Annotated in this window: 14 protein-coding genes and 1 pseudogene; 9 read left to right on the top strand and 6 right to left on the bottom strand. The window is 73.1% G+C overall.

From position 1 onward, the window contains the following. The first annotated feature begins 423 nt into the window (after positions 1 to 423). Entirely contained in the window at positions 424 to 3,642 is a 3,219-nt protein-coding gene (locus AB0M88_RS47835; protein ID WP_364114012.1) for a glycoside hydrolase family 3 C-terminal domain-containing protein, read from the top strand. 73 nt (positions 3,643 to 3,715) lie between these two features. Here the strand turns inward: AB0M88_RS47835 and AB0M88_RS47830 are convergent, their stop codons facing one another. Then, positions 3,716 to 4,276 carry a helix-turn-helix domain-containing protein gene (locus tag AB0M88_RS47830; protein ID WP_364114010.1) on the bottom strand — a complete coding sequence of 187 codons (561 nt, stop codon included), beginning with the start codon at positions 4,274 to 4,276 and terminating at the stop codon, positions 3,716 to 3,718. 67 nt (positions 4,277 to 4,343) lie between these two features. Here AB0M88_RS47830 and AB0M88_RS47825 point away from each other — a divergent pair, with 67 nt between their 5' ends. Next, the gene (locus AB0M88_RS47825) at positions 4,344 to 4,661 is read left to right on the top strand and encodes an antibiotic biosynthesis monooxygenase (protein ID WP_364114008.1); all 318 of its coding nucleotides are present in this window, start codon (positions 4,344 to 4,346) and stop codon (positions 4,659 to 4,661) included. Between the two features lie 146 nt (positions 4,662 to 4,807). Here AB0M88_RS47825 and AB0M88_RS47820 read toward each other — a convergent pair whose 3' ends face one another. Further along, the gene (locus tag AB0M88_RS47820; protein ID WP_364114006.1) at positions 4,808 to 4,978 is read right to left on the bottom strand and encodes a hypothetical protein; all 171 of its coding nucleotides are present in this window, start codon (positions 4,976 to 4,978) and stop codon (positions 4,808 to 4,810) included. Positions 4,979 to 6,009: 1,031 nt separating this feature from the next. Here AB0M88_RS47820 and AB0M88_RS47815 point away from each other — a divergent pair. Beyond that, positions 6,010 to 6,477, top strand: a complete 468-nt coding sequence (locus AB0M88_RS47815) for a hypothetical protein (RefSeq protein ID WP_364114004.1) — start codon at positions 6,010 to 6,012, stop codon at positions 6,475 to 6,477. 9 nt (positions 6,478 to 6,486) lie between these two features. Here the strand turns inward: AB0M88_RS47815 and AB0M88_RS47810 are convergent, their stop codons facing one another. Beyond that, on the bottom strand, positions 6,487 to 7,731 hold the full coding sequence (locus AB0M88_RS47810; RefSeq protein ID WP_364114002.1) for a M20/M25/M40 family metallo-hydrolase: 1,245 nt from the start codon (positions 7,729 to 7,731) through the stop codon (positions 6,487 to 6,489). A gap of 115 nt (positions 7,732 to 7,846) precedes the next feature. On the opposite strand from AB0M88_RS47810, the gene AB0M88_RS47805 reads away from it, so the two are divergent. Continuing rightward, positions 7,847 to 8,599: a class I SAM-dependent methyltransferase gene (locus AB0M88_RS47805; RefSeq protein ID WP_364114000.1), complete on the top strand. Its 753-nt coding sequence runs from the start codon at positions 7,847 to 7,849 to the stop codon at positions 8,597 to 8,599. On the opposite strand, the gene AB0M88_RS47800 is transcribed toward AB0M88_RS47805, so the two are convergent. The 3 genes from AB0M88_RS47800 to AB0M88_RS47790 are packed head-to-tail and all read right to left on the bottom strand — an operon-like array spanning position 8,596 to position 12,989. Beyond that, a complete protein-coding gene (locus AB0M88_RS47800) occupies positions 8,596 to 10,080 on the bottom strand; it encodes a hypothetical protein (RefSeq protein WP_364113998.1) in 1,485 nt (494 codons plus the stop codon). The two genes, AB0M88_RS47805 and AB0M88_RS47800, sit on opposite strands and share 4 nt — an antisense overlap. Next, positions 10,077 to 12,023: a dynamin family protein gene (locus AB0M88_RS47795; RefSeq protein ID WP_364113996.1), complete on the bottom strand. Its 1,947-nt coding sequence runs from the start codon at positions 12,021 to 12,023 to the stop codon at positions 10,077 to 10,079. Before AB0M88_RS47795 ends, AB0M88_RS47800 begins: the two co-directional genes overlap by 4 nt. A gap of 60 nt (positions 12,024 to 12,083) precedes the next feature. Further along, positions 12,084 to 12,989, bottom strand: a complete 906-nt coding sequence (locus tag AB0M88_RS47790) for an IniB N-terminal domain-containing protein (protein ID WP_364113994.1) — start codon at positions 12,987 to 12,989, stop codon at positions 12,084 to 12,086. A 298-nt stretch (positions 12,990 to 13,287) separates the two neighbouring features. Between AB0M88_RS47790 and AB0M88_RS47785 the strand changes: the two genes are divergently transcribed. The 5 genes and pseudogenes from AB0M88_RS47785 to AB0M88_RS47765 form a co-directional block, all read left to right on the top strand. Continuing rightward, positions 13,288 to 14,376 carry a hypothetical protein gene (locus AB0M88_RS47785; RefSeq protein ID WP_364113992.1) on the top strand — a complete coding sequence of 363 codons (1,089 nt, stop codon included), beginning with the start codon at positions 13,288 to 13,290 and terminating at the stop codon, positions 14,374 to 14,376. Beyond that, positions 14,373 to 16,883: a helix-turn-helix transcriptional regulator gene (locus AB0M88_RS47780; RefSeq protein WP_364113988.1), complete on the top strand. Its 2,511-nt coding sequence runs from the start codon at positions 14,373 to 14,375 to the stop codon at positions 16,881 to 16,883. The genes AB0M88_RS47785 and AB0M88_RS47780 overlap by 4 nt, the downstream gene beginning before the upstream one ends. After that, positions 16,880 to 18,601, top strand: a complete 1,722-nt coding sequence (locus tag AB0M88_RS47775) for an ATP-binding protein (RefSeq protein ID WP_364113986.1) — start codon at positions 16,880 to 16,882, stop codon at positions 18,599 to 18,601. Before AB0M88_RS47780 ends, AB0M88_RS47775 begins: the two co-directional genes overlap by 4 nt. Then, positions 18,598 to 18,969 carry a DUF742 domain-containing protein gene (locus AB0M88_RS47770; RefSeq protein WP_364113984.1) on the top strand — a complete coding sequence of 124 codons (372 nt, stop codon included), beginning with the start codon at positions 18,598 to 18,600 and terminating at the stop codon, positions 18,967 to 18,969. The genes AB0M88_RS47775 and AB0M88_RS47770 overlap by 4 nt, the downstream gene beginning before the upstream one ends. Before the next feature lie 82 nt (positions 18,970 to 19,051). After that, a pseudogene (locus AB0M88_RS47765) lies at positions 19,052 to 19,371 on the top strand (hypothetical protein); the annotation flags it as partial.

Genomic DNA, 19,371 nt, shown 5'->3' with positions numbered 1-19,371 from the left:
CGGCGTCGCCGGCCGTCCCGGCACCCCGTCGGGAGACGTGTCTCCCGAGGTCCCCGGGGTGACCGCTGGGCCGGCGACGCTGCGCGACCCAAAGGCCCCGATGGGCGGCGACCAGCATCGAGTTTGCTACGGAAAAGGCGGGCCCCGGACGACGCGGTAACGAAGAGGTTCGAACGGCGCGGCGAGGGCCGGGCTCCCCGGCACCGCAAATGACTCCCGCACCGCAAAGCGACCAGATACTGCGGGCGTCCGAGTCGTCGGCTCACTGAGGAAGCGCTTCCCCACTTCGGACCACCAGTCGAGCCAGGCCGCGCTAGAACCTATTGACAAAGCTCGAAGATGACACGAATGTTTCGAGAAAGCGCTCCCCCAGCGCTGACCGCAACCAGGCCGCAATCCCCGAAACCCGGCCAAGGAGCATTCATGTCCACCGCCAGAATTCCCCTGTCCCGATCCTGGCGGCGACTCGCCATCGGCGTCGCCGTCCTGCTGCTCGGCTACCTCGCGCTGGTCACACCCAGCGCGCACGCCGCGCTCTCCCTGCTCTCGCAGGGCAAACCCACCACCGCCTCGTCGAGCGAGAACGCCGGCACCCCGGCCTCCGCGGCGACCGACGGCAACGACGGCACCCGCTGGTCGTCGGCGTTCGGCGATCCGCAATGGCTGCAGGTCGACCTCGGGTCGGCGCAGCAGATCACCCAGGTCAGCCTGCACTGGGAGACCGCGCGGGCGGCCACCTTCAAGATTCAGGTGTCGAACGACGGCACCGCCTGGACCGACGCGTCGGCGGTCACCAACGGCGCCGACGGCACGCAGACGGTCACGCTGAGCGCGACCGGCCGCTACGTACGGATGGACGGCCTGACCCGGAACACGCAGTTCGGCTACTCGGTGTGGGAGTTCCAGGTCTTCGGCGGTTCCGCCCCGACCTCCTGTTCGAGCGGCAACAGCGCGCAGGGCCGGCCCACCACCGCCTCGTCGACCGAGAACGCGGGCACCCCGGCCTCGTCGGCGACCGACGGCAACGACGGCACGCGCTGGAGTTCGACCGCCTCCGATCCGCAGTGGCTGCAGGTCGATCTCGGCTCGTCGCAGCAGGTCTGCGGCGTCGACCTCCACTGGGAGACCGCGCGGGCGGCGACTTTCAAGATCCAAGTCTCCAACGACGGCACCGCGTGGACCGATGCCTCGCCGGTCACCAACGGCGTCGACGGCAACCAGTCGGTCACGGTCGGCGGGACCGGCCGCTACGTGCGGATGGACGGCCTGACCCGGAGCAGCCAGTGGGGCTACTCCCTGTGGGAGTTCATCGTGCACACGGTCGGCGGCCCGACCACGCCGCCTACCGGTGGTGACGGCGGCAACGGCAACTGCCCGTGGGTGGGCTCGACCGCGCCGGTCGCGACCCGGGTCGGCCAGGTGCTGAGCCACATGACGATCGACCAGAAGGTGCAGATCCTGCACGGCAACAACAACGCCTCGCCGTACATCGGGAACGTGACCGGCATCCCGGCGTTGTGCATCCCCAACCTCGGCCTGCAGGACGGCCCGGCCGGCGTCGGCGACGGGCTCGACGGGGTCACCCAGATGCCGTCCGGCACCGCGACCGCGGCCACCTTCGACCCCGACTACGCCCAGCAGTACGGCTCGGCGATCGGCGCCGAATTCGCCGGCAAGGGCGCCAACGTGGCCCTCGGCCCGACCGTCAACATCATCCGCGACCCGCGCTGGGGCCGGGCGTTCGAGACGTACGGCGAGGACCCGTACCTGTCCGGGCTGATGGCCGCGGCCGACGTGAAGGGCATCCAGAGCCAGGGCGTGATGGCCTCGGTCAAGCACGCGGCGGTCTACAACATCGAGCACCCGGCCGGGTCGGTCACGGTCGACGAGCGGACGCTGCAGGAGATCTATCTGCCGGCGTTCCAGACCGCGATCGCGAATTCGGCGCCGGCTTCGGTCATGTGTGCCTACAGCGTGGTCAACACCGTGCCGGCCTGCCAGAACCCGGCTCTGCTCAACGTCGGCCTCTATCAGCAGGCCGGTTTCGGCGGGTTCGTCGAGTCGGACTGGGGCGGCACCCACTCCACGGTCGAGTCGGCCAACGCGGGCCTGACCATGGAGATGCCGAACGGCTACTTCTTCGCCGACTTCCTCAAGCAGGCCGTGCAGGCGGGCACGGTCACCAGCCAGACCCTGGACACGATGGTGAGCCGCGTGCTGACCCAGATGTTCGCGTTCGGCCTGTTCGACAAGGCACCGAGCGGCAGCCTCGGGGCGAACGTGACCACCCCGGCGCACGTGCAGGTCGCGCTGCGCGGCGCCCAGGAGGGCACGGTCCTGCTGAAGAACACCGGCATCCTGCCGCTGTCGACCAGCGGGCTGTCGTCGATCGCGGTGATCGGGATCGACGGCGGGGCGGGCACGCAGACCATCGGCGGCGGCTCGGCGACGGTCCGCAGTTCGGCGACGGTGTGGCCGCTGACCGGCATCCAGAACCGGGTGGCCGGCACCGGCGTCACGGTCGCCTACGACGAGGGCACCAACCAGTCGTCGGCGGTCGCGCTGGCCCAGAAGAGCAGCGTCGCGATCGTCTTCGCCAGCGACAACTACGGCAACGAGGAACACGACAGCGACACCATCAACCTGCCCAACAACCAGGACGCCCTCATCGCGGCGGTCGCCGCGGCCAACCCGCGTACGGTCGTGGTGCTCAACAACAACGCGGGCATCGCGATGCCGTGGTTGCCCCAGGTCCCGGCCGTGTTCGAGGGCTTCTACGACGGCCAGCAGTGGGGCGCCGCGATCGCCGGGCTGCTGTTCGGCGACGTGAACCCGTCCGGCAAACTGCCGATGACCTTCGCGACGTCGCTGTCGGCGGTGCCGGCCTCGACCGCCGCGCAGTGGCCCGGCGTCAACGGCTCGGTGCAGTACAGCGAGGGCCTCAACGTCGGCTACCGCTGGTACGACTCCCGCAACGTGACCCCGATGTTCCCGTTCGGCTTCGGCCTGTCCTACACGAACTTCACGTTCAGCGACCTGCACGTCGGAGCGCTGAGCAACGGGCTCGCCACGGTGACCGCGACCGTCCACAACACGGGTTCGCGCGCCGGAACCGAGGTCGCCCAGCTCTACGTGGGCAACCCGGCCTCCGACGGCGAGCCGCCCCACCAGCTCAAGGGCTTCCAGCGCATCACGCTGGCCGCCGGGGCGTCGGGCACCGCGACGTTCCAGGTGCGGGCCCGCGATCTCGCCCACTGGGACACCGGCTCCCACTCGTGGAAGACGACCGCCGGCTCGTACCAGATCCTGGTCGGCGACTCGTCCCGCAACCTTCCGCTCACCGGAACCCTGTCGGCGCCGGCTTCGGTCTCCGCCCTGACGGCGACCACGGCCACGCCGTCCGCTCTGGTCAACCCGCACGGGATGAGCTCGCCGGCCGGCCAGGCGGTGAACTGGTCGGTCACCGGCGGCGTCGCCGGCCGCACGTGGTCCGCTTCCGGCCTGCCCGCGGGCCTGACGATCTCGCCGTCGGGCACGGTCACCGGCACGGCGGCCACCCGCGGCACGAGCACGGTCCAGGTCACCGCGAAGGCCTCCGACGGCACGTCGGACACGATGGCCTTCGTCTGGACGGTCAGCTGACCAACCAACCAACCGGCACGGGGCGCGGGCCGGGAGATTTTCTCCCGGCCCGTTTCCGTACGCGGGTTCGCCGCTAGGCGCGCGTCCCGTCCAGGAAGACCGTGACGACGGCGGCGGAGGCCTCCTCGACGCCCACCCGCCCGCCGGCGGTCATGTCGAGCGCCGCCCTGATGAGGCCGCTGAACAGGCTGGTCAACACCTCGGGGGCGAGGCCGGCCCGGAGTGTGCCGTCGGCGATGCCCCGGCGGAACAGGGCCCGCACCGGTTCGGTCAGGAGGGCGTCCGCGTCGGGATGGTCGCCGGTCCGCTCGTAGCCGCCTCTCGTCAGTGCGGCATACCGGTTGCCGACGGCGATGAACCCGCGGGCCAGGCGTGCGACGGCCTGATCGACCGGGATGCCCTCGAGGTTCGCGTCGGCGATGCGCGCCGCGAGTTCCTCGACGCTGGTGGTGGCCATGGCGTGCAGCAACGCCTCGCGACTGGGGAAGTAGCGGTAGAGCGTCGCCCGGCTGACCCCGGCCGCGCCCGCGATCCTGTTCATGCTGGCGGCGTCGCCCTGCTCAGCCATGATCGCGGCCGCACTGTCGACGATCGCGGCGGCCGTGCGGTCGCGCATCGCCTCACCTTTACCCATGGTGTCATGATAAGACACCGGTGTCTCACAACGAGACACCGTGATGCCATGAGCGAGGAGAGCAACTATGTCGGCTGAAGCCAGGTTCAGTGTCTACGGGCGCATGAAAGCGCAACCGGGGCAACGTGAGGTGCTCGTCGAGCGTTTCCGGGACGTGTTTCGCATCGGCATTCCCGGCCTCGAGTGGTGCAGCATCAACACGGTCCCCGACGACCCGGACACGATCTGGGTGACCCAGATCTGGACGGACAAGGCGGCACACGACGCCGGGACCCACTCGGCCGCCGTCGTGTCAGCCACCGCTCGCGTGATGTCGGTGGTGGCCGGCCCGATGGAGGGTTCCTATGGCCAGGTCGCCTATCTGCACGATGCCGGCACCCGGTAGTGGCCCTGGCCGCGCTGTCACCGACGATCAGCGGACGGCCCTCGCGACCCGCCCGACCCAGGCAGGCCGTGGCCACCTGCTCAAATGAGTCACCGGCAGCGCCGGCAAACCGGGCCGGCGAAACCAAGGCAGTTGCCGGGCAACGGCTACCGGCGGGTGCGGCCGACGAAAAAGTACGACAGCGGCGCGATCCCAGCCGTGTTGACCAGCGCCGTCGACGCCCACAACCATTTCGGCCCGCGCACCTGACTGGCCGGCCGGCGCCGGAGGTCGAACAGCATCGCCGCCTTGAGCGCGGTCTCAGCAGCGGCCGCCACAATGAGGATCCGACGTTGTCTCGCGCTGAGGGCGCTCCGCTCCTTGGCCATAGCGACTCCCGAGGGGTGGGTTGCGGCTACCCGTGCAGCCTAGCGGGCGCAGAGGACAACCCCGGTAGTCGAGCTGCCGCAGTTGGTGGCCCAGGCCCAGACGGCAGCCCTGGTCCCGGGCCCAGGCCAGGCGACAGCCGTGGTCCCGGACCAGGCCCGGACGCCCGTCCGAGGACCAGCCACAAACCCGTCGCCGCCCAACGCCCAGCACCAGGCCTCGACTCCGTCCAACCCCCACGACCAAGGCCCGCACGGATCGCGGGCGCCCGCCCGGAAACGCCTCCCGCCGACGGCATGCCGCCGCACATCACCCACTCACCACGGACCGTGCCGAGCTCAGCGCCGAGACGGCGGCGACCCGCCGATCGCGTGCACCCCGATCGCCTGCACCCCCATCACGTGCGCCCAATCGCCTGAACCCCCATCGCATGCACCGGCAGCCGCTTGCACGCCGGCGGCGTCCATCCCCAGCCGCTCGCACCTCGCCGCGCCGACCAGGCCACCCGCACCCCACCACGCCACGCCGGCCATCCGGACCCGCCACGCCTAACCCGGCCACCCGCACCCCCGCCACGCCCAACCCGGCCACCCGCACCCCCGCCACGCCCAACCCGGCCACCCGCACCCCCGCCACGCCCAACCCGCACCCCCGCCACGCCCAACCCCGCCACCCGCACCCTGGTCGCCGAGCCGGGCCCGGACGGCCCCCGCCGCGCCCGTCGCCGCCCGGCCACCGCAAACCGGGGCCGACGAGCACCGCCACCGCCGGCGCAGCCACCGGGAGGCGGCAACCGCGCTAAACCCCGCGCGGGCCGCTCACCGCCTCCTGTTCGCCTCGACAGCGGGGGCCGGACCGTGGCCCGGCCGCGCCAACCAAGCTGCGAACTGGCCGGCGACGTCCCGGCCGGCCGGTTCGCAGCCGAAACGTGTCGGTGGGCGCCAGTACGATCCCGACGCCCGTCGACCACGCTGGAGGAACCATGTCCGACTCGCCTTCGACCGATGACCGCGACCCCGCCGACGTGGTAGCCGGCACAATCTCCCAAGTCCTCGAGCTGGCCGAGACCTGGACCGTCTGGGATGGGAAACCGCTACCGGCTGACGACCGGATCTACAGTCCGCACAAGGCGATCCGGCGCGTCGCCGACCATCTCGTCGACCACCTGGCGGAGATCGAGGCCCGGCTCGCCGGGGTGCCGACGATTCCGGACCACTGGCACGCCTCCGCGATCACCACACCCGCCGATCTGGCCCTCTTCACCCCCGAGGATCTGGACGAGGCGCGCAGCCGGCTGACAAGGTTGAGTCAGATATTCGAGGTTCGGCTCCGGCGCCTTTCCCCGGCCGACCTCGATCGGAGAGAGGGCGACGCCTGGTCGGTCCGCCAGATCGCCTTCCATCTGCAGGAATCGCTCTACTACGCCGAGGCGGTCGGACGGCTGGGCTGACCGCCATCGTCAGCTCGCTCCGGCCCGGGTCGCCAGCCAGCCGGCCATCGCGCGTACGCCGTAGCCGATCGCCCTCTCGTCGGGGTCGAACGTGATGTAGTGCGGATAGCTGGTCTCGATGCCGGAGCCGGGCCGGCGGACGCCGAGGAAGCTGTAGGTGCCGGGGATCCGTTTGAGGAACAGCGAGAAGTCCTCGCCGCTGTAGGGGATCGCGGCATGCATGACACCGGTCCGGTCGGGGCCCACGGTCCGGTGCAGATATCGCTCGAGGGCGTGCCCGTCCCGCTCGGGGGTCACCAGCGCGGGGAACGGGTCGTTGGGGAAGACCGCCGGGCCGAGGCGGCCGATGGCCTGACGCACCTCGACATAGCGGTTCTCGGGCCAGCAGCGGTAGGAGAATCGCACGTCGACGCCGGCGGCGGTCGGCACCGGCTGGGCCTGCATGAAGACGAACCGCTCCAACGGCCCGTGCGGCATCTGGACCTCGTCGACCAGGCGTTCGAGGTCGGCGGGGCCGCTCGGCCGGGGCACCGTGGCGAGGGCGTTGATCGCGGCGGCCAGCTGGTCGGCGCGCGCCGCCGCGTCGGGGCCGGTGAGGCTGATCGTCCCGCGGTCCTGGCCCGGGAGGCCGGTGCCCGGCGTCACGATGAACTCGCCGACCGGGAACGGCCCGCAGTGCAGGGCGTGGATCTCGCGGGGGCGGAACCGGTCGAGCACGTGATCGGACAGCATCGCGGCCGCGCCGGTCAGCGACTCCTCGCCCGGCTGGAAGACGAACACGATCCGCCCCGAGAGCCGGTGTCGCAGGCTCGACAGCACCTGCGCGATGCCGACCCCGACCGTGGTGTGGATGTCGTGCCCGCACACGTGGGCCAGAGTGGTGCCGCCGCCGATCTGCTCGTCGGGCGGAACCGCGTCCATGTCGGCGCGGTAGGCCACCGTCGGGCCCGGCCCGGCGCCGGACAGGACACCCACCACGCCGTGGCCGCCGATGCCCGTGGTCACGCTCAGCCCGGCCTCGCGAAGCCACCGCGCCACGACCGCGGAGGTGCGCACCTCCTCCCCCGCGACCTCCGGATGGCGGTGGATGTCTCGGCGCAGACCGACCAGCGCGCGGTCGAAGCGGGAGGCCGCCCTCTCGATCGATCCGCCGCCGGTCGACGCGGAACCGGCGGTCGGCGCCAGCCAGGCCCCGGCCAGTCCTGCCGCCGCACCACCGAGCACGGCCCGCCGACTTACCGAACGATCTTTCATTGATGCTCCCCCGTTGAAAGGCTGTCCATTGCGGAACATCCTTTCGGTTCGGGCTACTGGAGCGCATTGGCGCTAGCTCTACTCTTCGGGTGCGGCTACCCCTACCGTCGGCCCCATGGACCGAGAGCTCACCGAAGCCAACCGCCGGAGCTGGAACCTGATCGTCGGCCGGCGCGAGGGCCTGCCGCTCGATCACTTCCGGACAGGCGGGACGAGCTTGGAGGAGTTCGAGCGCGACCTGGCCGGCGACGTCGAGGGGCGCCACGTCGTCCACCTCGCCTGCTCGTTCGGCGACGAGGTGCTCTCCTGGGCCAACCTGGGCGCGCGGGCGACCGGCGTCGACATCTCCGACGTCGCGATCGAGGCGGCCGCCGAGCGAGCCGCCCGGACGGGCATCACCGCCGACTTCCGGTGCGCCGACATGCTCGACCTTCCGGCCGACCTGACCGGAATCGATCTGTTCTACCTGAGCTGGGGCGCGATCTGCTGGGTCCCCGATCTCACCGCCTGGGCGACCCTCCTGGCCGCCCGCACCAAGCCGGGCGGCGGGGTCCTGCTCTGCGACCACCACCCGGCCTGGGAGGTCCTGGCGGTCAGCGCCGAGAACACCCTGACGGTCGCCGGCGACTACTTCGGCCGCGAGCACCCGAACACCGAGCAGGACGCCGCGAAGCGCCCGACGGGCACGGACCGGGAAGTGTTCCGGCCGTACGTCTGGCCGATCAGCGACGTGGTCATGGCCCTGATCAGCGCCGGTTTCCGCCTGGACACGTTCTTCGAGGCGCCCGAGCCCGCGATCTATCAGGGACTCGGCCGGGCCGCGAGCGCCCTCCCCGCGTACTACGTCGTCAAGGCCACCCGGCCTTAACCGTATGGACCGGCCGGGTCGGCGAAGCGGGCCGGGGCCGCCGCCGGGGTGGACATGCGGTCGAGGCGCGCCAGGATCATGTCGCAGCTGCGGAGCACGACCTCGGCCGCCCGGCGCTGGGCCGGCAGGAGCACGCGGCCCTGCGCCTGGGCACGCCAGCGTTCGGCCGCCGCGTGCGCCGCGCCCCAGGTGTCCGAGGCCGATGCGTCGGGTGACATGCCGAGCCGCTCGCCCACGCTCGTGCCCGAGCCGCCGAGCAGCTGCTTCGCGTCGATCGCGTGCTCCCGCGGCAGGTTGACCCGGCCCGACCGCAGCGCGGACAGCAGCCGGAGCTCGCGGAACTCGTGCGCGTCGGCCACCAGCAGCTCGAGGTCGGCCAGCAGCTTGCCCGCCGGTGGCACCTGCTGGGTGCGCAGCAGGTGATCCAAAGCGGTCAGCGCGGACCGGGCCCGCAATGCCGCCCGCCGCGCGGTGAACAGCTCGGCGATCGACTGCTGGAGGTCCTTGAGTCCGCTGTGTTCCTGCAGTCGCTCCCCCAGCGCCGCCGGGGTGTTGCAGCCGGTGCGGGTCAGCGTGATGGCGAGCCGGATGCCGCCGAGCCCGAAACGTTGCAGCAGCTGCACCCGTTGCTGGGCGCCGACCGGCCGCAACGCGTCGGCCGCGGTGAAACGGTCGGTCGACAGCAGAAAAGGGTCGGCGGAAGGCCGGGGCAGCGAGGCCAGCAGCGTGAACGCCCGGAACTCGTCGTCGCGCAGCGTACGGGCGGCCTGGGCGATCAGCGGCGACAGGGCCAGCACGTCCTGACACAGCGCACCGACCCGCGGCTCGCGGCGACGGCGGCGGGCCGCCTGCTTGGCGGTCAGCAGGGCGTCGGGACGGCCGCCGCCGGTCGCGTCCGCGTACGACAGCACGACCATCGTCTGCACCGGGAACACCGACGGACCGCGTACCCCCCTCGCCGCCTGCAGGAACTGCAGGTCGGCCTCGGCCAACTGCGGGGTTACATAGAGGACGGCATCGGCCTCCTCCAATACCCGGGGCAACGGCAGGTGGGTGTCGATCAGCTCGGTGCGCCGCAGGACGCGGCTCGGCCATTCGACGACCGCCCGGCGGGCGCCGTCGGGAAGACCGGCATGGCGGGTGTCCGGGCTCAGACGCAACCCTTGCGCTCCGCGCACCATCGGGATTTCGTACGGCGTACCTCTCCCGTCCTCACCCCATGCGCGAGGTTGTGTGCCGTCCCGGTAGGCGACCGACACCAGGGGCGGCTCGACGGGCGCCAGGTCCTCGCCGATCAGCGCGTTGACCAGGGTGGACTTGCCGCCGCGGGCCGGGCCGGCGACGGCCAGCCGCAGCGGATCGGCCAGCCGGTCGATGGTGCGGCGCAGCAACGCCGACGCCGGCGGGAGGCCGCGATAGACGTGCGCGGCCTCGTTGAGCAGGCGGTAGGTGCGCTGCTCGAGCTCCTCGTCGTCGATCATCCGGCCGCCCGGCCGGCGAGCGCCTGGGCCTGTTCGTAGAGGTGGACCAGCGACTGGAGCTCCTGCTGGACCCGGCGGGCGTGCTGCTCACGCGCGGCGACGTCCTGGTCGGCGGCCGCCTTGGCGTTGCGCAGCGACTCCATGACGATCTCCTGCAGGTCCTCGGTGACCGCGGTGAAGTGGTCCCGCAGGGCGCGCTGCACCCGGCGCACGGTGTCGCGTGCTTCCTTGTTGAGCCGCACGAAGACGTCGTCGATGTGCCGGGCCACCGCGGTCTTCGCCTCGGCCTGGCGCTTCTTGAGCAGCGACTTGCTCTCGTCGCGGATCGTCTTGCCGCCGAACAGCGCGCCGCCACCGATCGAGATCGGGTTGATCAGCGACATCCCGGCCAGGCTGGTGACCAGGCCGAACATGACCACACCGCCGTACGATCCGCGGAGTCCGATGAAGAGCTTCTGGCCGGGGCTGAATCGGGCGACCGGCGGCGCGTCGAGGCCGGGCACCCCGTCCGTACGCTCCTCGGCCGCGACCAGCGCCGGCGGCGGAAGCACCTCTCCCGCCTCGGGCGGGAATTGCTCGGCGACCTTGCGGGCCATCCATTCGGTGCGCTCGGCCAGCCAGGTCATGCTGGTCTCGGCCAGCTCCTGGAGGGCCTGGCGCAGCCAGGGCTCGAACTCCTCCCACGACTTGGCCGGATCGTTGGTGGCGAAGAACTCCTCGGTCTCCGACATCACCGCGCGGGTGCGTTCGCGCAGGTCGTGCTCGATGTCCGACATCAGGTCGCCGACCTCGTCGGACAGCGTGTTCTGCCAGCGGACGGCGCATTTGCGCAGGTCGTCGAGGCGTCGCTGGGTGGTGTGGAGGCGGGCGACCGCGTCGGGCATGCCCGCGTTCTGCTGGGCCGCCAGCTCGTCGCGCAACGGGACCGCCAGCTCCTCGATCGCGATGCGGCCGAGCCGGCTGACCGTGTCGCGCGCCAGCTTGTCGTGTTTGGCGGCGCCCATCCGCTGCAGGTGGACGATCAGGTCGGCGAAGCCGGACTCGTTGTTGAGCCCGGTGTCGCCCGCCTGCAACGCGTGCAGGCGCAGGGCCGAGGAAACCGCGGTGGTCGCGGTCGGGACTCCGGCGCGGGCCAACCGGGTTCGGCTGTCGGCCAGGTTGCGCCGCCAGTCGATCGCGTAGTCGGTCTTGGTGAAGACGACCAGCAGCCCCGGGAAGAAGCGGGCCAGGTCTCTGAGCACCTCGAGCTCGGCGTCGGTGATCTCGCGGCCGGCCTCGCAGGTGTAGAGAACAAGGTCGGCACCGGCGCAGGTGGCGAGGTCGGTGGCGACCCGGACCGCGCGGACGGCCGAACCGGGCAGGCCGGGCAGGGCCGGCGTGTCGATCAGCACGAGACCGCTCGCCAGCAGAGAGCGCGGCACCGTGACCTCGGCGTGCACCGGCGTGCCGGCCGGGAACCGGGCCGCCGCCTCGGCGATCGCCGGCTCGAGTCGGTCGAGGTCGAGCGGCAGGCGGTCCTGCATGCCGACCTCGGCCGTCCAGTCGGCGCTCGCGGAACCGCGCCGGATCAGCTGGGCGCCCGGCGACTCGGCGTGCCGGACCACGGTCGGCACGCCGGTGCCGCCGTCCGCGTGGACGGCACAGACACCGGCGTTGATCAGGGCATTGATAAGCTGGCTCTTGCCCTGGTGGGCGGCACCGACGACCAGCACCCGCAACTCGGGACGCAGCAGTTGGGCGCGGCGCCGCGACAGCCATTCGGCGAGCTCGGAACGGCCGTGCTGCGTGCTGGTGCGGATCGTGGAGTCGAGCACGTCGATCCACAGGAGGGCACCGGCGGCCCGCAACGGGTCCGGTTCCGCCCTGCTCGGCGGAACCGGAGTCGGCGGGACGAGGGAGGTCGGACCCGCATACGCCGTGGGTCCGGCCTCCCAGCTCGTCATTCGCGCCTGCCCAGCCTTTCGTCGTCGTGCCGCCCGACGCCAGGAAGCGCCGCTGGCACCTTACAGGTGCAGCCCACCCAACAGGTCGTGCGAGGCGTCCTGCCCGGTGGCCGAGTCGGTTGTGTCCGTGTGGGTCACGCCGCCCAGCAGGCCACTGGTGACGTCGTGCCCGGTGGAGGCGACGCTGCTCACGGTGTTGTGCAGGTCGTTGACCGGGTCGTGCGACAGCACGTGGCCCAGGTCCGGCTTCACGATGGACCCGATCGAAGAGGTTGCCGCGCCGACCCCGGGAACGTCAAGGCTCGGAGTGTGGTCAATCGGGAGCGAACCGGGCAGATTCGTCACAGTGTCGAGCGGCCCGTCGAGGAGACCGGTCACACCCGTGTCGACACCCGGGACGATGTGGTCGACGCCCGGAGCCACGCTGCCGACCGTGTCGGTGACGGTGTGCTCGGCCGTCGGCACCACGGTGTTGTCGAGGTGCAGCGCCGGGTCGTTGCCCGCCGAGACCCCGCCCAGCCCGACCGGGATCGAGGAGGCGAGACCGCCCAGGCCGGCCACGCCCAGCGTGTTGCCGGAGAGCACCGAGCCGGACAGGATGTTGTCGCCGGTGACGCCGATCACGGCCGCGTTGACGCTGCCCAGGGTGTTGTTGACCTCGCCGACCACGCCGGCCGGGGTGAGCGCCACCTGCGAGGTGATCGACTGCAGCTGCGAGACCGCGCCGGCCACGTCGAGGTTGGCCACGCCCGTGGTCAGGTCGTCGACGCCGGCCAGGCCCTGCAGGCCGGCCACCGGGGCCGAGTCGACCACGAGCGGGATCACCTGCTGCACGTCGGCCGCGGTGACGTCGCCCAGGCCGGCCGCGTGCAGCGCCGACTCGGGGTCGAGCTCGAAGGCCGAACGGGCGGCGGGGTCGTAGATCAGGTTGAGGACGAAGTCCTGCAACGTGGGGGACGTGTCCATGGGGCTCCTTCGCGAGGCATTCTCCAACCCGAGCCTGGGAGCCCGGGTGAGCAGCGCCGGGGTCCGGCACTGCGGCAAACCGTACGGACGGGGACCGCCCCGGGCATCGGGGTTGGTTCCCCCAGCCGTACGGTGGCCGATCGGTGGTCCCGGGTTCGGTTTCGTTAGGGGGTTAGGGGATTCGGGGGCCTCGTTTTTTGGGGGACGATCCCGGCGCCGCTTTCTGGTACGAACGTGGGGTCCTACCTGCCCGAACAACACTCACCGCGGTCACCCTCGGTGGTGGAGGAGTAACGACGTGCCCTACGTCCTGGGGATCGACATCGGCGCCGGCACCACCAAGGCCGCCGTGAGCCGGCGTGCCGACGGTTCCGGCCCGGGCTGGGGCCCGGCGCAGCCGGTCACGCTCGGCGCGCGCTCGCGCACGGTCGGCTCCGCTCTGGCGATGACCCCCGAGGGCGACGTCGTCCCGGCCGATCTCCTGCGTCCCCCGGCCGACGGCGTCGGTGGTTATCTGCACCGCGTCGGCGACAGCCTGCCGATGCTGTTCGGCGGCGACTACTTCCCGGCCCACGGCCTGGTCGCCGCGATGACCCGCTGGGTCGTCGACCGGGTCTGGCAACAGTTCGACGAGCCGCCCGAGCGCATCGCCCTGGCCTACCCGTCCGGTTGGGGCAACGGCCGGCTGCACCTGCTGCACTCGGCGCTCGGTGAGGCCGATCTGGCCCAGACCGCCCTGGTCACCCGGGCCCGCGCGGTCGTCGAGAGCCACCAGGCGGCGGGCCGGGTCCCGGCCGCCGGCGGCATGCTCCTGGCCTACCGCATCGGCGGCTCGACCTGCGAGGTGACGCTCGCCGTGCCGCACGGCCCGGGCCGGCTCGAGCTGCTGGGCAGCGCCGAGCTCGACGAGATCAGCGGCTTCGACCTCGACGACGCGGCGCCGGCCGACGCCCGCGCGGTCATCCAGTCCACTGTCGACCTCGCGCTGCACACCGTGCGCAGCTGCGGCGCCGCGCCAAGTGATCTTTCCGCAGTCTTGATCGCCGGGGGCTCCGGGGCCGTATATCCGTATGTGTCCGATCTGCTGTCCGCCGCCTTCCCGGTGCCGGTCCTTCGTGACCCCGACCCGGCGGTGACAGTGGCAGCGGGGGCCGCGCTCGCGGTCCGGCCGCAGGTCCGCCGGCCGGCGCCGCCGCCCGGCGCGGGCCCGGGCGGCCCGGTCCCGGCCGGCCTCCCGGTGCTGCCCGAGGGGCCGGGTTTCGAGGCGCCCGGCATGGAGGCACTGGCGCCCGACTCCTGGCCCGAGATCGCGTCCGGTGACCGGGCACCTCTCCGGCCGGCGCGCCCGCCGGTCGCGGTCGCCACGGTGCGGGCGGGCGGACGATGAGCGCCCCGACGATGACCGGATCGACCCCGATCTCCGACGCGGCAAGCCTGCTCGGCCAGGTCGTCGCCGACCCGATGGCGCCCCGCCAGGCCGTGGCCGGAGCGCCCGGCGGCTTCGGCAAGACCCGCCTGCTGCACGACCTCGCCGTCGCCTGGGAGCGGGCCGGGGTCGCCGTGCTCAACCCGTGGCGGCCCGCCGAGGCGACCGGCGAGCAGGTCATGCTGGCCGACGACGCGCACCTGCTCGACCCGGCGCGCCTGGCCGACCTCCTGGCCTACGCCGAGCGCCCCGGCTCCCGCATCGTCGTGGCCTATCGTCCGTGGCCGCGCCCCGAGGGCCTGTCCACCCTGATCGATCTGCTGCGCCGGGCCAGCCGCCCGGTGAGCCTGCCCGCGCTGACCGCCGGGCAGATCCGCGACCGGCTCGCCCGCGCCGTCCCCGAGCCCTCGGCCGAGCTGGTCGCGTTCGTGGCCGCGCAGACCGCCGGCGTTCCGCGTTACGTGGCCCGGGTCGCCGACGCGCTCACCCCGGCCGACGCCGCCGCCCGCCGGGTGCCGGTGGCCGCGCTGACGCCGTTCGCGGCCGACCTCGACGAGCTCGACCACGACCTGCGCACCCTGCTGCTGGCCGTCGAGGCCGGGGCCGGGCTCTCGTTCGACCTGGTGGCGGCGTTGCTCGAGCGCGACGCCGAGACCGTCGCCGGGCTGGTCGACGCCGGCCGGGCGACCGGGCTGCTGGCCGCCGACGGCACGCTGGTGCCGCTGGCCCGGCTGGCGATCGCCGCACTCGGCCCGATCGGCCACCGCATCGACGTGCGGCAGCGCCTGGCAGCCCTCCAACTGGCCCGCGGCGGCCCGGTGCTGCCGCTGGTCGGGCCGCTGCTGCGGGCGGCCGACGGGGCCGGGCTCGTGCCGGGAGCGGCCGGCGCCGGCCTGGGCCACGTCTACGAGGCGGCCGGCGAAGAGGCACTGGGCGACGACCCCGAGCTGGCGGCCCGGCTCTTCGCCGCCGCGGCCGGGGCGGGCCGGGTCACGGGCACCCGCCGCGCGCTGGCCACCGCGCTCGCCGGCGACCTCGACGAGGCGTCCCGGCTGGCCGACCAGGCGCTCGCCGCGGGCACTCCCGAGCAGCGGGCCGAGGCGGCCTATGTCGCGGCGGCCGTGCTCACCCAGCGCGGCCAGACCGCACAGGCGGCCGCTCTCTACCAGTGGTCGACGTCGGCGGTCGCGGCCGGCTTCGGCGCGGTCGGGCTGATCGGCCTGGGCCGGCTCGCCGAGGCCCAGGCACTCGACCTCTCCGGCACCGGCGAGCCGCCCACCTCGCTCAGCGCGGCCGCCGCTCTGATGGCACGGGGCATGAGCGAGTCGGTCAGCGGCACCCCGACCGGCGCGCTCTCCGCTCTCTTCCAGGCCACCACGATGATCGAACCGTCGGGTGCGACCGTGCTCCTGCCCGACAGCCCGGCCGCCCTCGGGGCGACCGTGGCCCTGCACAGTGCCGAGCTCGACACGGCCGACGCGCTGCTGTCCCGGGCCGTCCGCGCCTCGACCGGCGGGGCGCTGCTGGCCGACCGGCACCGGCTGCTGCAGTCCTGGGTGCTGATGCTGCGCGGCCGGGTCGGCGAGGCCCAGCAGTCGGAGGGCGCGGCCGTCGCCGGCCGGCACGGGCGCGACCAGCTGCTCGCGTCGGCGCTGCGCATCGGGCTCTCGCGCCGGGCCAGCGACCTGGTCGGGCTGCGCAGCGCGTGGCCCGACGCCTGTCACGCGCTGATCGGCCAGCCGGTCGATCTGTTCACGTTGCTGCCGCTGGGCGAGCTGGCCGTGGCGGCGGCCCGGCTCGGCGAGCAGCACCGGGTCGCCGGGCACCTGGCCGAGGCAGACATGCTTCTGGCCGGGCTCGGCGACCCGGTGCTGTGGAGCGCGCCGCTGCGGTGGAGCCGGCTGCACGCGGCGATCCTGGCCGACGACCAGGAAGCGGCGCTGCGGCACGCGCAGTCCCTGAGCGGCATGCGCGGCTTCAGTCCCTATGTCGAGGCGGTCGCCGACGCCGCGCTGCAGTGGCTCGACGTGCTGGCCGACCGCGCCGACCCCGACGCCGTGGTCGCGGCGGCCCGCGGGCTGAGCGCGCTCGGGCTGGTCGGCGACGGTGCCCGACTGGTCGGTCAGGCGGCCATCCGCACGTCCGACCGTAAGGCGATGACCCTGCTGCTCGACTGTGCCCGGGCGCTGCAGGAGCGTACGGCCGGGCCGCGCGAGGCCGCACCGGCCGCCGGGTCCCGCACCCGGGCCGCCGACGGCGGCCCGCAACTGCTCAGCGAGCGGGAGCGGGAGGTCGCCGCCCTGGTCCTCGACGGCTTGACATATAAGCAGGTGGCCGAGCGGCTCTACCTCTCGGCCAAGACAGTGGAGCACCATATGGCCCGCATCCGGCAGCGCCTCGGCGCCACCGACCGGCAGGAGTTGCTGACCCGGCTGCGCGCCCTGATCGGCTCGGGGGACGATCGATGAACACCCGCACCAAGGTGATCGCCGGGCTGGCGCTGCTGGTCGCGCTCTGGGCGGCGGCGGCCGTCCCGGCGCTGACCGAGGCCGTGCAGGTCATGTCGGCCCGCGTCACCGCCAACCACCTCGGCCGCCCGATCGGCGCGCTGGTGCTGTCGCTCGAGGCCGAGCGCCGCCTGTCGGCCGGTGACCGCCCGGCCGGCAGTGAGCTGGCCGCCCAGCGCGGGCACACCGACCAGGCCCGCCAGGCGCTGCGGGCGGCCCGCGACACCTGGATCACATCGCTGGCCGGCTCCGACTCGCTCCGGCAGGCCGACGGCCTGCTGGCCCGCACCGAGGGGCTCGCCGGCGTGCGATCGGCGGTCGACAGTAAGCAGCTCGGCCACGAGCGGGCGGTCGACGCCTATACGGCGTTGATCGACCCGGCCGGTGTCGAGACCCCGACGGTCTATCCCGACCAGCTGGCCGGCTCGGCGGCCGGGTTGTCCGCGCTCAGCCGCTCCCGCGAACTGCTGGCCGAGGAGGACGCCCAGCTGGCCGCGGTGGCCGGCGCGGCCAAGCTGACCGACGCCGACCGCGTGCGCCTGTCCACTCTGGCCGGTGCCCGGCGCAGCCTGCTCGCCTCGGCGGGCAGCGACCTGCCCGCCGGCTCGCTGGCCCGCTATCGCGAACTGGCCGGCGACACCCGGCTCACCACGGTCGAAAACAGCGTGCTCCGGAGCACCGGCGAGCCCGACACCGCAGCCTGGTCGGCGGCCTACAACGAGCTCAACACCGCGCAGTGGGAGCTGCAAAACTCGGCCACGCGTCAGGCGGCCAGTGCCGCCACGCCACATGCCGTGCTCACGGTCGTGCGCGCCGGGGTCGTCGGCGGCGTCGGGCTGATCGCCGTCATCGGCGTACTCCTGATCGCGCGACGTTCCGGCGGCCGGGTGACCACCGCCGGAGAGAAGAGGCGGCGGCCCGCCGCCGACCGGGCGGCCGGCGATCCGCAGCCCCGCCTCGACCCGCTGCTGCGCGACCTCGAACGGCGCAACCAGGGCCTGCTGCACCGGCAGCTGCGGCTGCTCGACACGCTGGCCCGCCGGGAGTCCGACGACGAGACGCTCGGCGACCTGTTCCGCGCCGACCACCTGGCCAACCGGATGCGCCGCAACCTGGAGAAGTCGATCACGCTGGCCGGGGGCACGCCGGGCCGCCGCTGGCGCCGCCCGGTCCCGCTCACCGAGGTCGTCCGGGCCGCCGCCTCCGAGATCACCGAGTACGGCCGGGTCTCCACCTCGCAGGTCGAGGCGGTCCTGCTGGACGGGGTCGCGGTCACCGACCTGATGCACCTGCTGGCCGAACTGGTCGAAAACGCCACCACGTTCGCCCCGGCCGAGACCCGGGTGCGGGTGACCGGCTCGCACCAGGCGACCGGCTACCGCATCACGGTCACCGACGTCGGCCCCGGCATGACCGACGACGACCTGGCCACCGCGGCCCAGGTCATGGCCGAACCGTCGCCGCCGGCCGGGGGCACCTGGTGGGGGCTCTACTCGGTCGGCCGGTTCGCCGCCCGCCGCGGCATCACGGTGGCGCTGCACAACAGCCTCGACGGCGGGCTGGTCGCCGAGGTGACGATCCCGGCGGCGCTGATCAGCCCGGCACCCCTGGCGACCGACAACGAGCCGACGCTGGACAATCCGACGTTGGACGATCTGGAGTCGGTGATCAACACATGACGATCGCTGACGAGGCGTGGTACGACGAGGACGCCGGCCCGCTGGTCCGCCTGTACGCCCGGGTCGGCAGCCGCACCCCGCTGCTGCGCGACGACCTCGAGCTCAGCGCCATCATCCTGCGCGACGCCGACGTACCGGAACCGGAGGGGCTGTCGGCCGACCAGCAGGCCGCGCTGCGCCTTTCGCGCCGGCCGACCGCGCTCTCGGAGATCGCCGTGCATCTCGGGCTGCCGATCGGGCCGACCCGCCTGCTGCTCGGCGACCTTCTCGAGGCGGGCCTGATTCACACGCGCTCGCGGGCCGAGGACAATCGCGATTCGTCCCCCGCCGTACTACAACGACTCCTCAGTGGACTGCGGTCGCTCTGAGGCCCGAGTCACCCGACGAAGCTCGCCCCGAGACGGCCGGGAGGGAACCGATGAAACTCGCTCTTAGGCCTGGAGGCAACCGATGAACGAGACCGAGACCGAGATCCGGCCCCGCCGGTCGCTGGGCGTGGCGCTCCTCGACGGGGCGCTGCGGTTGTTCGCCTCACTGCAGGCCGGCCCCACCCCGACGCCCAAGGTCAAAGAGGCCGGCGGCCGTCGTGGCATCGGCCGTTACCTGCTGCTCACCGGAGTGCTGGCCGCGCTGGCCGGCACCGCCCTGCTGGTCGTGGTGCTGGTGCGTTCCCCCGGCGACCCGACCCCGCCGCCCGACCCGGCGGCTGCCCTGCCCGGCCTCCGGTCCCGGCCGGCCGGGCCGAGCGCGGCCGGGCCGGGCCGAGCGCC

It is taken from the genome of Actinoplanes sp. NPDC051411, assembly GCF_040682075.1.
GTDB lineage: Bacteria > Actinomycetota > Actinomycetes > Mycobacteriales > Micromonosporaceae > Actinoplanes.
This window is presented reverse-complemented; position numbering and strand designations above follow the sequence as displayed.